Source organism: Pseudomonas sp. MF6751 (assembly GCF_016613265.1).
Classification (GTDB): domain Bacteria; phylum Pseudomonadota; class Gammaproteobacteria; order Pseudomonadales; family Pseudomonadaceae; genus Aquipseudomonas; species Aquipseudomonas fluorescens_BV.
This window is the reverse complement of sequence record NZ_JAENSV010000019.1, coordinates 15069-29200: the sequence shown is the minus strand read 5'-3', so window position 1 is coordinate 29200 and position 14132 is coordinate 15069. Positions and strand designations below refer to the sequence as shown.

Sequence of the window (14132 nt, the reverse complement as noted above, 5' to 3'; positions counted from 1 at the left end):
CGTCACGGGCACTCATCCAGTTGGGCAACGCTGGCACGGGGCACGAAGGTGATGGTTTTCTCCTTGGCCTGCCAGGGCCGCACGATATAGCTGCCATCCGAGTCGGCCATCACCCGCAGTTTCACGCTGCGTTTGGGGTTGTCGGTGTCTACCAGCGCGCCGGGGACCTTCGCCTCTGCCGCCCAGGTCATCAACGTACAAACGCGCCCTCCCGAGGCGGAGCCTTGCAGCGGCAGGCCGCCCAACTTCGCCCCGCTCGCCGGGATCAGCCCGAGTAAAACGATGAGCGCAAAGGCCACCAATGAGGCAAACGCCACCGGGTTTTTCTGCACGCGCATGCGCACCACCAGGCAGGCGGCGCTCCCCTGGATCAGGAACAGCACGGCCATTTCGGCGGCCATGAACGGCGCAAAGAACACGGCGCTGTCGGAGTACTCGCTGAAGGCCTGGGAGACCGGCACCGTCACCATCAGAATGACCACCATTTGAATGATCCCGGCGCCAGCACTGGCCAGCCAGAACTCGCCGGACAACTCACCCAGAGCAACATCGGCGGGGCGCGCACGAATGATGATGCCGACATAGGCTACTACCGCCGCCATGATCGCCACGATCCAACTGAGCGTCAGCAAAAGCCCACTTTCGGCGTTTACGGACAGGTATACGGCGGACATCCAGAACACAAACATCACCAACAGGCTGGCCGCCCAATGCCCCAGTAACCTCCTGTGCTGGGCCGTCTCTTGCGGCGACTGCGGGCTGAGATTGAGTTGATCACTCAGGCGCACACCGGTGCCGTTCAGGCGCGTGAATAAGATGAACGTGGGCACCAGGATCGATGCACCCATCATGCCGATCACAAATACCAACATGGCGAACATAGCCGGCAAGGCAGTGAACGCCGACGCCGACAGGATACTCAGCGGCACCTTTTCCACCTGGATGTACTGGTACAGGTACAGGCCCGCCACCGAGAGAACCCCCACCGTCAGCGGCCAGGCACGCTCATTGAGCCAGAACAGCCCATTGCTCAATCTCGTGGCGTATTGGTCGACCTTGTTCGGTGCGGTGTCGTTGCCAACGGGTGAACATTTTTCCTCTTCCATGGATGTGTAGCCCTCTGCAAATGAGGGCCGAATCTTACCCACAATTTCCTGTGGCGGTCTGTCGGATGCGCGCACTGCGACCGCCGTGAAGCGCCCTACAGCGGATACACGGTTTTCAACTGATGAATGGGCCGGGGTATAGTCCCCCTACCTCAGCCGCAGCCGTGCGCCATGCCATGAAACTTGCTCCCGACGACCTCAACCAGATCACCTCCACCACCCTGGGCCACTACAACAAGGTGGCCGAAGACTTCCGTGAAGGCACCCGCGATCACGATGTGAGCCAGAACATCGACGCGTTGCTGCGGCATATCCAGGGCACGCCGCCATTCACTGTGCTGGATTTCGGCTGTGGGCCAGGGCGGGACTTGCAGACGTTTACGCGCAGGGGGCATATCGCCGTGGGCCTGGATGGTTCCGAACGTTTTGCGCAGATGGCCCGCGAAGACAGCGGCTGTGAGGTGCTGCAGCAGGACTTTCTCAAGCTGGACCTGCCCGCCGAACGCTTCGATGGAGTGTTTGCCAATGCGGTGCTGTTTCATATTCCCAAGCAGGAGTTGCCCCGAGTGCTCAAAGAGCTGCACGGCGCGTTGAAGCCTGGGGGCGTGCTGTTCAGCTCCAACCCTCGGGGTGAGAACCAAGAGGGCTGGAATGGGCCGCGGTATGGCTCTTATCACGACCTGCAGGCGTGGCAGGCCTTGCTGACCGCGGCAGGGTTTGAAGAGTTAGAGCATTACTACCGGCCGGCCGGGTTGCCGCGGGAACAGCAGCCTTGGTTGGCGAGTGTGTGGCGTAAACTTTAGTACTGCATCGCCTGTACCTGCCTCATCGCAGGCAAGCCAGCTCCCACCTTTGGAATGCATTCCCCTGTGGGAGCGGGCTTGCCCGCGATGGCGCCGTAACGGGCAGCGTTATTTCACCTGATACACCACCGGCTCCTCCCCCTCCACAAGCACCGTCACACTGCGCCCGGCATACCCCTGGTTTTCCACCACCGAGAAATTCGCCACCAGCCGCGTTCCATCGGCGAAGGTGGTTTGCTGCAGTTGCTTGTCCACCGTCAGCCAACGGAAACCCGTCATTTCCTGGGTCGCCAAGCGCTGGTGCAACGGCCGGAAGAAGCGGTCCTGGCGCTGAATAATCGGCAGCCGCGCCTTGAGCGTCGCCGCACTGAGGTGGTACAGCGGCGGCACGTTGTAGAGCAGTTGGGTCAGTTCATTGTCGCCCTGCACATTGCTGAGTTTAAGGCTGTCGAACAGCCAATGATGGGTGGTGATCACCGAGCCGTGGAACACCGCCTGATACAACGGCAGGCGCATCGTCGGTTCGAAATACAGCGTGCGAAACGGCTCCTTTAACGGCACCGATTTGAAGAACACCGCCGGTTGCTCCGTGGGGTACCAGTTGCCTACGAAGTACGGCGACTGCGGGTCCTGGGTCATCTCGCGGTCACCCCAGCCGATCACCGGGGTCTGCATGCCGTGGGCAAACAGGATGCCTTGGGCGGTGATCGCGTTGCCGTCTTCAGAGCCTGTGACCAGCTTCGGCACGGTGTTGATCCAGCGGGAGGCGTCGATATTGCCTTCGGCGTTTTGTGCCTGGGTCATGCTGGCGTTGCTGCGGTAGCTGTCGAACAGCATGCTGGTGGCGTAAGCATCGAGAAACCAGGCATTGAAGCCAGCCTTGGCGTGTACCGCCTTCACCCGCGCCTCCAGCAGCGGCCGCACACACCGCGGGTCGGTGTAATGGCCGGACTTCTGGAAACCGGTTTTCAGCTTGCCGTCTTTCAACACGATCGCGCAGTCGCGATAGGCCTTGGCGCCCAGGTGGGCAGTGGTCCAATCGGGGTTTTCCGTGGCGGACAGGGCCGTTTCATAGGAGTCGTAAGGCGCCATCAGAAAACCGGCTTCCACCCCCATGCGAATCGCCTCGGGATGCCAGAGGCCACCCTCCCAACCTTCGCCCAAGGTCAGCAGCAGACGCTGCAGCCCGGCGTCGCGCAGCGTTTGAATAGTGCTACTGCCCCAGGTTTGCGGGCTGTCACTCAAGGCTCCCGCAAAGTCCACGGCCAGTTCACTGCGCAGCTCACCGTAGCGGGCGGCAAGGCGGGTCATGTCTGGGTCTTCGACTTGCCAGGCCTGCCGGGCCTTGGTGTTGATCGCCGCGTTGACGCCGCGCAGCAGCACGGTTTGCTCATAGTGATTCAATGGAGTGGGCTGCGCCAGCAGCTGTGCGCTCTCCTTGTCCATCAGCGTCTTGAGTTCATGGCTGCGCAGCCGTTTGATCAGTTTGGGCCAATCACGCACATCGCCCAAAGCCAGCAGGCCGTTGTCCCACAGGTACACATGGCTGGCGCCCAGCAGCTTCTGGGCTTCGGGTGTTTGCCGCAGCTTGTCTGCCAACGGTTCATAGCGGCCCTGCTCCACCAGCCACTGGCGATAGCGCTTGGCGCCAGCCAACGGGTCGGCATCGCCCAGGGACAGGCGCAGTGTCATCGGTGCGTCGGGCGCCAGCGGGGTGAATTCATGGGCCGCGGAGAGGGCCAGGCCGTTGCCGTCGGCTTGCCATTGCAGGCGGTTGTTGTAGGGGTTGGTCAACAGCCAGTTCAACGTGAAGGCACCGTGATCCACGCCCCACAGCGGCAGGCTCAGGTCCTGGGTGGTATTGAGCTCACCCCGCTCCAGCAGAAACGCCTTCCAGATCGCATTGCCGGCAGGCACGTAATGCCCCTCGGCCAAGGGCCAGATCAACCCTCGCCCCATGGCCTCGGCAGGCTGGCGCAGCAGGGCCAGTTCACCGGCCTCGCGGGCGTTGATGGTCAGGACCAGGTCGCGCTGCTCCAGGCCGGCGCTCAGGCGATAGGCGCCGTTGTCCCATTGCCAAGTGGCTTGGTCAGGCGTGTTCTGCAGTTGGCTGACGGCATGCGCGGCCACACCGCTGGATGCCTGCACCGAGGCCTGCCCTGCGGGTGTCACGCGCAGCGCCAGCGTGGCGGGGTCGAGTTCGACGCGCCACAAGGCGTTTTCCAGTACGGTGGCGGCGAAGGCAGGCGGTGCAAGGAGCAACGCGCAAAACAGCAAGGTGAAACGCAGGCACTGCATGAGGACCGACCTGGGTTTGGAATGAGGACCAGAGGGTACAGCATGCAAGGGTCAGCCAGGACGACGTCGGGATTTTTCAGAAGCTTCACACAGCCTCAGTCAGTTAAGGCTCTTTTGTAGGAGCGAGCTTGCTCGCGAAAAACTCACAGGCGCCGCGTTTACTCAGGAAGCACGCGTTATCGTTGACGTTTTTCGCGAGCAAGCTCGCTCCTACAGAATTAATCCTGTTGTGGCTGATGTTCCTGTTTCGGCTCGCGGATCTTGTACCAGGCCACATACAGCGCCGGCAGAAACAGCAACGTCAGCAACGTCGCAATGATGATCCCGCCAATCATCGCGTAGGCCATCGGCCCCCAGAACACCTCTCGTGCAATCGGGATCATGCCCAGGCTCGCCGCCGCAGCCGTCAGCAGAATCGGTCGACGCCGGTGTTCGGTGGCTTCCACCACCGCATCCCACGGCGTGTAGCCGGCCTCTTCGTACTCGTGGATCTGTGTGACCAGAATCACCGAGTTGCGGATGATGATGCCGATCAGCGCCAGGATCCCCAGGATCGCCACAAAGCCCATGGGCGTACCCGTGGGGATCAACGCCAACACCACGCCGATCAGCCCCAATGGCGCGACGCTGGCCACCAGGAACATCTTCTGCACGCTGTGCAACTGGATCATCAGGAAGGTGGCCATCAGGAACAGCATCAACGGCACCACCTTGGCGATAGGTCCCTGAGCCTTGCCACTTTCTTCCACAGTGCCGCCGGTGGCGACTTTGTAGCCCAGCGGCAAGCCCTCGCTGAATTTCTCGATGGTCGGCGCCAACTGCTTGACCAGGTCGGTCGGCTGCATCTCATCGCGCACCGCGGCCTTGATGGTAATCGTCGGCTTGCGGTCGCGGCGCCATACCAGCGGCTGCTCCAGCTCGTAACGCACGGTGGCGAACGCCAGCAGTGGAATCGAGGTGCCGTTGGGCGTGACGATCTGCAGGTTCTGCAAGGTTTCCGGCGTACCGCGCTCGGCATCCTCCGCCCGGCCGACCACGTTGATCAGGTAGATATCGTCGTGCACCTGGGTCACCGCCGCGCCGCTGACCACGCTGTTCATCAACTGCGCCACGTCTTCCGACGACAGCCCCAGTTGCCGCGCCTTGTCCTGGGCGATGTCCACCCGCAGGACTTTGCCCGGCTCGTTCCAGTCGTAGATGATCTCGCCCAGGTGGGTGTTCTGATCGAGCAAGGTCGCCAGTTCGATGGCGTGTTTGCGCACCTGGTCGATGTCTTTGCCGGACACGCGGTACTGGATCGGCCGCCCTACCGGCGGGCCCATTTCCAGCGGCTGCACGTAGCTGCCGATACCGACAAAATCATCGCGCAAGCGTTGTTGCAGGCGGGCGATCAGGGCGCCACGCTCCTCCAGGCCCTTGCTCACAATCACCAGTTGCGCGTAGTAGGGGTTTTCCAACTGCTGGTCCAGAGGCAGGTAGAAACGGATCGCGCCCTGGCCGATGTAGGTGCTCCACCGGGCGATGTCCGGGTCGTCCTTGATGATCGCTTCGAGGCGGTCAACGGCCTTGCGCGTCTCGTTGATCGAGGCGTTTTGCGGCAGGTTCAGGTCGACGAGGATTTCCGGACGGTCCGACGACGGGAAGAACTGGTTCTGCACAAATTGCATGGAAAACACCGAGGCCACGAACAGCGCCACGGTGATACCAATCGCCCACCAACGGTTGCGCATGGCCCACAGCATGCCGCCATTGAAGGCACGGCCAATGCGCCCCGGCTCGGCGTTGTGCGGTTTCACATTGGCGCTGAGGATATGCACGCCGATCACCGGCGCAAACAGCACCGCCACCACCCACGACACCAGCATCGCCACGGCAATCACCGCGAACAAGGTAAAGGTGTACTCGCCCGCCGAACTGGCGTTGAGGCCAATCGGCACGAAGCCGGCGACGGTCACCAGCGTGCCGGTGAGCATCGGGAACGCCGTGGACGTATAGGCGTAAGTCGCCGCCTGTTCCTTGGTTTCGCCTTTTTCCAGGCGCGTGATCATCATCTCCACGGTGATCATCGCGTCATCCACCAGCAGGCCGAGGGCGATGATCAACGCGCCCAGCGACACGCGCTGCATGGTGATGCCGCTGTATTCCATGAACACGAATACCAGCGCCAGCACCAACGGAATCGAGCACGCCACCACCAACCCGGCGCGCATGCCGAGGCTGATAAAGCTCACCACCAGCACGATGATCACCGCCTCGAACAACGCGCTGGTAAACCCGCCGACCGCCTCTTCCACCACTTCGGCCTGGTCGGACACCTTGTGCACGCCGACGCCCACCGGCAGGTCGGCGGTCAACTCGTCCATGCGCCCGTGCAGGGCCTTGCCGAACGACTGGATATTGCCGCCCTTCTGCATGGCGATGGCCAAGCCAATCGCTGGCTTGCCGTTGAAGCGAAACATCGGCCGCGCCGGGTCCACATAACCACGGCTGATGTCGGCAATATCCGCCAACCGGTAGAAACGGTCATTGAGGCGCAGGTTGACGTTGGCCAGGTCTTTCTCCGAGGCGAACTGCCCGGAGGTGCGCACGGAGATGCGTTCGGGCCCGGCCTCGATCACCCCGGCGGGGGTCACGGCGTTTTGCGATTGCAGGCTTTGCACAACCTGGCGCTGATCAATCCCCAAGGCCGCGAGTTTGCGCGTGGAGAAATTCAGGTAGATCACTTCGTCCTGCTGGCCGATCATCTCGACCTTGCCCAGCCCCGGTACCGAACGGATTTCGGCGCGCACCTGCTCCACGTAGTCACGCAGCTGGCGCATCGACAGGCCATCGCCGGTAAAGGCGTACACCGAGCCGAACACGTCACCGAATTCATCGTTGAACGACGGCCCCTGCAAACCCTGGGGGAAGGTGCCGCGGATGTCATCGATCTTCTTGCGAACCTGGTACCAGATTTCCGGGATGGCCTTGGCGCTGGTGGTGTCCTTGAGGAACACAAACACCGTGGACTCGCCCGGCCGGGTGTAGCTCTTCACGTAGTCGAGGGAATCGAGCTCTTCGAGTTTTTTCTCGATGCGGTCGGTGACCTGCTTGAGGGTTTCTTCCTGGGTCGCGCCCGGCCAGCGGGTCTGGATCACCATGGTCTTGATGGTGAACGACGGGTCTTCTTCACGGCCCAGGTTCATGTACGAGAACACGCCCATCAGCAGCGCGACGAACATCAGGTACCAGACGAAGGACTGATGCTTGAGGGCCCAGTCGGATAAGTTGAAGCTCCCTTTCATCGCGGGCTGTCCTCGTCAATTTTGACTTTTTGCCCAGGTTTCAGGCTGTTCACGCCGGCAGTGACAATGCGCTCGCCGGGTTTGACGCTGCCATTGAGCAAGGCGCTGTGAGCATCACGGCTGATAACCGTGACCTCGCGGGGTTGTACGGTCTGGCTCTGGGTGTCGAGCAGCCAGATACGGGTCTTGCCGTCGACTTCCTGCAAGGCGCTCAAGGGCAGTTCGATACGCGGGGCGATGGCGGTGCTCAAAGTCACGCTGATTGCCGTGCCCAGGCGGAACGCGGGCGGGGTTTCGGCCAGGCTAAGGCGTGCGCGACGGGTGCGCGTGGCGCTTTGGGCCTGAGGCTCGATCTCACGCACCACGGCGGTGGTGTGCACGCTGGGGTCCAGTTGCCCGGCGACCAGGAACACCACATCGGCAGGCAAGCGTTCAGCCAGGCCGGCGGGCAGGTCGATCACCGCTTCCTTGATGTCCGGACGGGCCAGGGTCACCACCTGCTGGCCGGCGCTGACCACCTGGCCGGCTTCGGCATTCCAGGCGGTGACGATGCCGGCATGGTCGGTGCGCAGTTCTGCGTAGTTGAGCTGATCCTTGGCCTGGTTGACCGAAGCACGGGCCTGGTCGAGGGTCGCCTGGGTGGTTTTCAGATCGGTCTGGGCCACATCCAGCTGGGCCTGGGCGCCGACGCCACGATTGAACAGCTCCTGTTGCCGCCGAGCGTTGGCCTGGGCGTTGATGAACTGCGCCTGTACGCGCGCCAGGTCGCCCTGGGCAGCGCGCAATTGGTTCTGCTGGTCGGTGGGGTCAAGCACGGCGAGCAGGGCGCCCTTCTCCACTTCGGCGCCGACATCCACGGCGCGACGGGCGATGCGGCCCGGCACACGGAAACCCAGGTTGCTTTCATAGCGGGCCTGGATGGTGCCGGCGAAACGACCGAGGTTTTCCTGGTCTTCAGCCTTCACTTCCATGGACAGCACCGGGCGTATGGGTTCGGGCGGCGCCTCTTCCTTGGAGCAGGCCATCAGCAACAGGCTGGCGGCGACAATGAGCGTCAGTTGCTTCATGGCTGCGCTCCGGCTTGGGCGATCTCGACGACCATGCCGGGGTGCAGCAATTGCCCACCGGCTATCACGACTTTTTCACCGCCTTTGAGGCCCTCGCCGATGATCACTTTGCCGGTGAGGTAGCGCGCCACGGTGACCTTGTGCAACTGCGCCTTGCCTTCGCCGTCCACCAGCCAAACGGCTGGCTCGTTGAGGTCTTTGGTCAGCGCTGACCAAGGCAGCTCGATGCTCGCCTTGGCCGGCCCATTGGCGGTGGCGCTGACCACCGACCCCAGCTCCATGCCCTTGGGCAGGCTTTGCAGGGCGATCTTCACTTGGACGGTGCCGGTATTGGCGGCCACGGCGGGCGTGACTTCGCGGACTTTCCCCACGGCCTTGATGCTCGGGTTGTCCAGCAGGCTCACCGTAATCGGCGCGTCGGGCGGCGGCTCCACCAGCAAGGACTCATACACGTTGAACACGGCGTCACGTTCGCCATCGCGGGCGAGGCTGAAGATCGGCACGGTGGCCTGTACCACTTGGCCGACTTCGGCCTGGCGCGCCGTGATGATCCCCGGGGCATCGGCAATCAACGCGGTGTAGCCCAATTTTTCGCGGGCATTGGCCAACTGCGCCTGGGCAGCGGCCAGGGCACTTTGGCTGCTGCGCAGCGCGGCCTGGGCGGCGTCATATTCGCTGCGGCTGGTATAGCCTTTGGGCAAGAGTTTTTCCTGGCGCACAAAGGCGGCGGCGGTCTGCTTGACCCGCGCCTGTTCGGCCACGACCTGGGCCTGGGCCGAATCAACGTTGGTTTGCAGGTCCTTGGGGTCGAGCTTGGCCAGGACTTGCCTGGCCGTGACGCGGTCGCCCACGTCGACCATGCGCTGGATAATCTTGCCGCCCACGCGAAAGGACAGATCGGTTTGCACCCGCGCCTGGATATCACCCGTCAGCGTCACCGCCGCGGCAAAATCCGCCGACTGCACGGTCTGCACGAACACCCGCGAATGCTGCTTGGGCTCGGCTTTGTCCTGGCCACAGCCGCTGAGCAGCGCCAGGAGGCCAAGGCTGAAAATAAATGTCGAGGTGCGACCGCCCATGCAGGCTCCTTTTGCGTGATGCCGACGTTCAAGTGTGTATGCGACTGTGAGCTTAGATCAGGGTTCCTTATCTGCATGGAGGATCCCATACTCCAATGGTTCCCATGCTGACTAAATACACATGCTTAAAACCCTCGCGGTGGCCAATTACCGCTCGATCAACAAATTGGTGGTGCCCCTGGACCGGCTGAACCTGGTGACCGGGCCCAATGGCAGCGGCAAGTCCAACCTGTATCGCGCCCTGCGCCTGCTGGCCGAAACCGCCCAGGGTGGGGTGATCAATGCACTGGCCCGTGAAGGCGGGCTGGATTCGACCTTCTGGGCCGGGCCGGAAACCATCACCCGGCGTATGCGCAGCGGCGAAGTGCCGGTCGAATCCAACGTGCGCCAAGGCGTCAAACGCCTGCGCCTGGGCTTTGCCGCCGAGGACTTCAGCTACGCAATCTCTTTGGGCTTACCCGAAAAAACCCTCTCGGCCTTCAAACTGGACCCCGAAGTAAAAAAGGAATGCATCTGGGCCGGCCACGTCTACCGTCCGGCCAGCCTGCTGGTGCAGCGCTCAGGGCCGATGGTGCGTGCCCGCGAAGGCCGTACGTGGGATGTGCTGGCGCATCACACACCGAACTACCACAGTCTGTTCGATCAGGTCGGCAACCTGCGCGGCTCGCCGGAAGTGCTGCTGTTGCGTGAAAGCATTCGTGGCTGGCGCTTTTACGATCACTTCCGCAGCGACGTGGACGCGCCAGTGCGCCAGCCACAGTTGGGCACGCGCACGCCGGTGTTGCACCACGATGGCCGCGATCTGGCGGCTGCGTTGCAGACCATCCGCGAGATTGGTGATCCCGAGGCGCTGCAACGCGCAGTCAGCGATGCGTTCCCCGGCGCGCGCCTGAATATCCAGCCATTGCAGGGCGGTCGCTTTGCCATCGAGTTTTATCAGGAAGGCTTACTGCGCCCGTTGTCGGCGGCGGAGCTGTCGGACGGCACCCTGCGCTACCTGCTGCTGATCGCCGCGCTGCTGACTCCACGGCCACCGACCATGATGGTGCTGAACGAGCCGGAGACCAGCCTGCATCCCGACCTGTTGCCGGCACTGGCGCGCTTGATTATCCAGGCGTCGAAGCAGTGCCAGGTGTGGGTGGTGAGCCATGCCAGCCGCTTGATTGCGGCGTTGCAGCAGGATGAGGGGTGTAACTCGATTGTGTTGGAGAAGGTGTTGGGGGAGACACGGATTGTGGGGCAAGGGATGCTGGATGGGCCGGCCTGGCACTGGCCGGAGTAGGCGTTGCCTGCACCGGCCTCTTCGCGAGCAAGCCCGCTCCCACATTTTGATGTGTGAATACATTCAAAGGTGGGAGCTGGCTTGCCTGCGATAGCGATCTCAGCCCTGCCACTTACCACCCTCAACAATCACACTCTCAGGCTTGGTGTCATCGCTCAGTTCTTTTCGCACATATTGGTCATAAAGCTTGAGCAGAAACTTCTCCTCGCCCAGCTTCGCAAGCTCAGCGTTCACCCAGTCACGCAGCTCGGTATTGCCCTTCTTCACCGCCGGGGCAATCGGCGCTTCATCACCCAGCTTCTCTTCCAGCACGCGGTAGCCAGGGTTCTGCTTGGCCCAGCTGAACAGCACCAGGTTGTCTTGCGCATAGGCATCCCCACGGCCAGCCGACAGCGCCTGCAGCGACTCGGAGTTCTTCTCGAACTTGAGCAGCTTCCAGTCCGGATGGTTCTTGGTCAGCCAGATATCCGCCGTGGTGCCGGTGGTGACGATGGTCGTGCGGGTTGCCAGGTCATCCAGGCTTTTGACGGCGCTGTCATTCGGCACCAGAGCCTGCACCGCGACTTTCAGGTTGGGGTTGGTGAAGTCCACCGCTTCCTTGCGTTCAGGCGTCACGGTCATGTTGGCGAGAATCAGGTCGACCTTGTCGCTTTGCAGGAAGGGAATGCGGCTGGCCGGTTCCACGGCGACAAACTCCACCTTGTTTTCATCGCCCAGCAGGTCCTTGGCGAATTGACGGCCGATGTCGGTATCGAAGCCGACATAACGACCCGCTTCGTCCACAAAACCGAATGGCGGCTTGTCGGTAAACACGCCGACAATCAGCTTGTCCCGCGCTTTGATTTTGTCGATGTAGCTCACAGCCGCGGGTTTTACCGGCTCTTCGGCCTTTTTATCGCAGCCGGCCAGCAAGGCGACGGCAAACAGTGGCAGCAGTAACTTTTTCATATCAGCTCCAGTTCCTTGATCTTTTTGGGCAGTGTTGAAACAAAGGAGAACTTCTCCAGGAACTGCTGCGCGCGTGCGGTCTGCGGGTTCGTAAAGAATGCCTCGGGGGTGTTGTGTTCGAGGATGCGACCGGCCTCCATGAACACCACGCGGTCGGCGACGGCGCGGGCGAAGGCCATTTCGTGGGTAACGATCAGCAGGGTCATGCCATCGCGGGCCAGGTCCTGGATCACTTCCAGCACTTCCTTGACCATCTCCGGGTCGAGGGCCGCGGTGACTTCGTCAAACAGCATGACCTGGGGGTTCATGCACAACGAGCGGACGATGGCGATGCGTTGTTGCTGACCACCGGAAAGCTGGCGTGGGAAGGCGTCGCGCTTGTCGGCAAGGCCCACGCGCTCCAGCAATTTTTCCGCCTGCTCACGGGCCTCCCGGGGGTCGCGCTTTTGCACTTTGAGCGGGCCGAGCAGGATGTTGTCGAGCACGCTCATGTGCGGGAACAGGTGGTAGCTCTGGAACACCATGCCAATGTCCTGGCGTACCTGGCGCCAGTCGGTGGTTTTATCCAGCAGCTCTTTGCCGGCAAAGCGCAAGTGTCCGCTGTGAGCAACCTCCAACCCATTGAGGCAGCGCAACAAGGTGCTTTTGCCACAGCCGCTGGGGCCGAGGATCACCACCACTTCGCCGCGCTGCACGCTCAGGTCGATGCCCTTGAGCACCTGCGCCTCGCCGAAGAATTTGTTGAAACCCTGGAACTCGATCAATGCGCTCATGCTTGGGCCCAGCGCCGTTCCAGCACCTTGGAGGCGGCTGACAACGGGTAGCAGATAAAGAAGAAAAACAGGAACAGCGCACCGTAGATCAATACCGACTCATAGGTGCGCTCGATGATTTGCTGGCCGACCTTTATCACATCCACCACACCGATCAGCACCGCCAGGGAGCTGGTCTTGATGATGCGCGTGTACACATTGATGGTCGGCGGCGTCATGCGCTTGAGGGCCTGGGGCAGCAGTACATAGCCGTACAACTGCGGGCCGGACAGGCCAATCGACAAGCCCGCTTCGCGCTGGCCACGGGGCAGCGAATGCAACGCGCCACGCACCACTTCGCCCACCTCGCTGGCGCCCCACAACGACAGCACCAGCACCGCGCACCAGAAACTGGGGATGCTCAGACCGAAGAAGATCGGCACGCCAAAAAACAGCAGGTACAACCACACCAGCACCGGAATGGCGCGGAACAGTTCCAGGTAGACCCGCAGCACGCCGTTGATCGCCTTGTTATTCAAGGTGCGCAGCACGCCGTAGAGCACGCCGCCAACCGTACTGAAGGCGATGCTCAAAAACGAAATCGACAGGGTTTGCGCAGCGCCCTTGCCCAGTTGCGGCAACGACACCCAGAGCAACTCAAGACCCGAACTGGCCATGCTGGAGCCTCCTTTCCAGGCGGCTGAGCAACAGCGACAACGGCAGGAACAACAGCACGCAAATCAGCGTCAGCACAGCGAGCATTTCGTAGGTTTTGTAGTAGAGGGCGATGTAGCTCTTGGTGGTGTAGAGAATTTCCGGCACCGCCACCGCCGACACCACGGTGGTTTCCTTGAGCAGAAAAATGAAATTGGCGAACAACGCCGGCAGGCTGAGGATACCGGCCTGGGGCAGGATCACGTGGCGCAGCAGTTGCCAGTCGGACAGGCCAATGGACTTGCCCGACTCGATTTGCGCCAGCGGCACCGCTTCCACACCGGCGCGCAGTACTTCGGTGAGGTAGGCGCCACCCAGAAAGGTCATGGTGATGATCGCCGCCCAGAACCCGGAAATATTGAAACCCAGGGCCGGTAGCGCGAAATAGACGAAGAACAGTTGGATCAACAACGGCGTGTTACGCGCCAGCTCCACATAGAGCGCCACCAGGCGCGACAGGTAAGGCGTGCGAAACACCAGCAGCGCAGCGTTGATCAGCGCCACCAGCAAGGACGTGGCAATGGCGATCAGGCCGACTTGCAGCGTCACACCCACGGCCTTGAGAAAGGCCGGCAGCGTGCTGAGGATAAAAGCGAAATCAAAGGTCATGTGCAGTCCATATCGCCGCATGGGTAATGCCGCGAGCGCAGTCCATTCCGACGTGGATAACGTCGGTTAGCGCGAACTTTAAAGGTATAAAAATCAAATTTTAAATACCTAGATAGCATATTCATATCACCAAAAAACTTACCTCTGTGGGAGGTGGCTTGCCTGCGATAGCGGTCTGTCAGATACAGCT

The 14132-nt window shown here is 61.7% G+C and carries 11 protein-coding genes; 2 read left to right on the top strand and 9 right to left on the bottom strand.

Features of this window, described 5'->3' with window-relative positions; translation table 11 throughout:
* Nucleotides 1–2: 2 nt before the first annotated feature.
* Nucleotides 3–1106, bottom strand: a complete 1104-nt coding sequence (locus tag JJD66_RS16785; RefSeq protein WP_200648587.1) for a hypothetical protein — start codon at nucleotides 1104–1106, stop codon at nucleotides 3–5.
* A gap of 176 nt (nucleotides 1107–1282) precedes the next feature.
* Between JJD66_RS16785 and JJD66_RS16780 the strand changes: the two genes are divergently transcribed.
* Nucleotides 1283–1909, top strand: coding sequence for a class I SAM-dependent methyltransferase (locus JJD66_RS16780; protein WP_200648586.1), 627 nt, complete (start codon nucleotides 1283–1285; stop codon nucleotides 1907–1909).
* A gap of 108 nt (nucleotides 1910–2017) precedes the next feature.
* On the opposite strand, the gene JJD66_RS16775 is transcribed toward JJD66_RS16780, so the two are convergent.
* The 4 genes from JJD66_RS16775 to JJD66_RS16760 form a co-directional block, all read right to left on the bottom strand.
* Nucleotides 2018–4207 (bottom strand): glycoside hydrolase, encoded by a 2190-nt coding sequence (locus JJD66_RS16775; RefSeq protein WP_200648585.1) that lies wholly within the window; start codon nucleotides 4205–4207, stop codon nucleotides 2018–2020.
* A 218-nt stretch (nucleotides 4208–4425) separates the two neighbouring features.
* Nucleotides 4426–7491 carry an efflux RND transporter permease subunit gene (locus tag JJD66_RS16770; protein ID WP_200648584.1) on the bottom strand — a complete coding sequence of 1022 codons (3066 nt, stop codon included), beginning with the start codon at nucleotides 7489–7491 and terminating at the stop codon, nucleotides 4426–4428.
* Nucleotides 7488–8558 carry an efflux RND transporter periplasmic adaptor subunit gene (locus JJD66_RS16765; protein ID WP_096143912.1) on the bottom strand — a complete coding sequence of 357 codons (1071 nt, stop codon included), beginning with the start codon at nucleotides 8556–8558 and terminating at the stop codon, nucleotides 7488–7490. Before JJD66_RS16765 ends, JJD66_RS16770 begins: the two co-directional genes overlap by 4 nt.
* Nucleotides 8555–9637: an efflux RND transporter periplasmic adaptor subunit gene (locus JJD66_RS16760; protein WP_200648583.1), complete on the bottom strand. Its 1083-nt coding sequence runs from the start codon at nucleotides 9635–9637 to the stop codon at nucleotides 8555–8557. Before JJD66_RS16760 ends, JJD66_RS16765 begins: the two co-directional genes overlap by 4 nt.
* A gap of 121 nt (nucleotides 9638–9758) precedes the next feature.
* Between JJD66_RS16760 and JJD66_RS16755 the strand changes: the two genes are divergently transcribed.
* Nucleotides 9759–10919, top strand: coding sequence for an AAA family ATPase (locus tag JJD66_RS16755; protein WP_200648582.1), 1161 nt, complete (start codon nucleotides 9759–9761; stop codon nucleotides 10917–10919).
* Between the two features lie 99 nt (nucleotides 10920–11018).
* On the opposite strand, the gene JJD66_RS16750 is transcribed toward JJD66_RS16755, so the two are convergent.
* The 4 genes from JJD66_RS16750 to JJD66_RS16735 are packed head-to-tail and all read right to left on the bottom strand — an operon-like array spanning nucleotide 11019 to nucleotide 13942.
* The gene (locus JJD66_RS16750; RefSeq protein ID WP_003187618.1) at nucleotides 11019–11867 is read right to left on the bottom strand and encodes a transporter substrate-binding domain-containing protein; all 849 of its coding nucleotides are present in this window, start codon (nucleotides 11865–11867) and stop codon (nucleotides 11019–11021) included.
* Entirely contained in the window at nucleotides 11864–12640 is a 777-nt protein-coding gene (locus tag JJD66_RS16745) for an amino acid ABC transporter ATP-binding protein (RefSeq protein ID WP_198716283.1), read from the bottom strand. Before JJD66_RS16745 ends, JJD66_RS16750 begins: the two co-directional genes overlap by 4 nt.
* A complete protein-coding gene (locus tag JJD66_RS16740) occupies nucleotides 12637–13296 on the bottom strand; it encodes an amino acid ABC transporter permease (protein ID WP_034125471.1) in 660 nt (219 codons plus the stop codon). Before JJD66_RS16740 ends, JJD66_RS16745 begins: the two co-directional genes overlap by 4 nt.
* Nucleotides 13277–13942, bottom strand: coding sequence for an amino acid ABC transporter permease (locus JJD66_RS16735; RefSeq protein WP_003187615.1), 666 nt, complete (start codon nucleotides 13940–13942; stop codon nucleotides 13277–13279). Before JJD66_RS16735 ends, JJD66_RS16740 begins: the two co-directional genes overlap by 20 nt.
* Nucleotides 13943–14132: the final 190 nt, after the last annotated feature.